This is a genomic window from Acidocella aquatica (genome assembly GCF_030160635.1).
Lineage (GTDB): Bacteria > Pseudomonadota > Alphaproteobacteria > Acetobacterales > Acetobacteraceae > Acidocella > Acidocella aquatica.
This window is the reverse complement of the sequence record NZ_BSOS01000101.1, coordinates 1-1,689: the sequence shown is the minus strand read 5'-3', so window position 1 is coordinate 1,689 and position 1,689 is coordinate 1. Positions and strand designations below refer to the sequence as shown.

The 1,689-nt window shown below is 53.7% G+C and carries 2 protein-coding genes; both read right to left on the bottom strand.

What is annotated here, in order from left to right:
- Positions 1–178 (bottom strand): helix-turn-helix domain-containing protein (locus QQJ84_RS19540; RefSeq protein WP_408862246.1); only part of this gene is annotated, 178 nt, incomplete at its 3' end.
- Positions 179–431: 253 nt separating this feature from the next.
- Positions 432–1,415 (bottom strand): helix-turn-helix transcriptional regulator, encoded by a 984-nt coding sequence (locus QQJ84_RS18875; protein ID WP_284259884.1) that lies wholly within the window; start codon positions 1,413–1,415, stop codon positions 432–434.
- Positions 1,416–1,689 lie beyond the last annotated feature (274 nt).

Sequence of the window (1,689 nt, the reverse complement as noted above, 5' to 3'; positions counted from 1 at the left end):
GACGGTAAATCGCTAGCCACTCGTAGATCGTGGTGCGGTTCAGGCCCAGTGCTTTGCCAACAACCTCGGGGCTCTCACCCTTCTGAACCAAACCAACCCCGCGAATGCGAAGCGCTTCCAGCGTCGCGTGGTCCAGCTTGCGGGCGTCATCGTCTCTTATAACGATAAAAGAATCCAACCCGACCCGTGGTGTCAAGTAAAATATGTCGGGATATCTACGTACTGATTAATGGTTGCCTATAATGATGACTATATATTTTTAATGTGCGCCACGTTGGTCGCTCTACCGCTATTGTTCTTTATAAAAAGGCCAGCGCTGCCAAGCGCGGACTCCAGCGCACTCGCGGAATGACTTCCCTGTGCTATTGCACGCATACTGGGCGCAAACCGCCCGCGCAACAAAACTGTGAGACAAGTTCTTTCTAGAAATGCTAAACCTGTTCGGGTCCGACCGTTTGCTTAGGATGTGAATTATTATGCAAATCAGCGCCTTTCCGGAGGCCAGCTTTGTGGCGGTAGGACAAGGGCGGGATCGCGTTGCGGCGGTGGAAGGCACGCCGAAATCCGTAGGTATCACTGTATCCAAGCATGGTTGCAATAGCCTCTATTGTGTAGTCCGTTTCACGCAGCCACGCCTTCGCGATGTCGTCGAAAACATCGTCCTTTATGCTTCTGAAGGTCGTGCCTTCACTCCGAAGACGGCGCCGGATTGTTGCGACACTTTGGTGAAGACGGGTCGCTAAGCTGGGTAAATCTGCAGATGCGTCCGGGTTAGAAATTTTTCCGGATCGGAGAAGTGCCTCGATCATTGGGCGCATCTTGATTGGCGCCTGAACGCCGGTAACTGTTATGAGCATAAATTTTTCAAAGAAGGCTGGAATGTCACGCGCCCGCGCCACTACTGGCCGTTGCAATAGATGTTTCGGAATGACTAGTGCAGCTTCGTCAGCATTATATGCAAGCAATCCACGGAAAAGCAGGGCGACCGTGCTGCGGGGAACGCATGCAGGGGTTGGTACGCGGCCGGAAACCCCTTTTAACGGTCCGCCGGCGAGAAATTCCAGTTGACTAAGCGTCGCAATCAGCGGCCACATCGCACGGATCAATCCATCTCGGCCTTGTTCGAGGGGCTCGCGGAAAATAACAGCCGTATGGTCGCCCTCGTGGCGTAATTCGGTCTCAATATATTTGCCCCAGAATAGTGTGGCAAATCGTATATTGAGATCCAACGCCTCTTCAAGGGTGCCGGCGCCAACCATGCAATGGACAAGGATTTTGCTTTGCTCGGCCCATATCTCAAGCGATTCCGACATTCCACGATGCAATATAATCCATTGACTATAAAGCTGTAGAAATCTGGCAAGTCTGGCCTGGGCGGCAGGATCGTCGAAACCTGCGGCAGGATCATCGGCCAAGCTCGATGCCGCCTCGAGCAACTGTGCCGTTGCGGGCGCACTACGCGGCGGTTGGTGCCGCGGGTCGATTTCAGCCTCATGCATCGTCTTACCAAACATCAACTCTCGGTGTCCCGCAGCGTACGGTGGTCTCCCGGCCATACGCGATAACTGAAATCGCAGTGTGGTCCCGGTCGAAGCCTCGCGCGGCGAACTTCAGGACTAAGGAGGCTCTTATAGCGTCTCTTGTTGATGTTGGCTATAAATGGGTGGTTTGGCGGGAGGAAGTGACCAT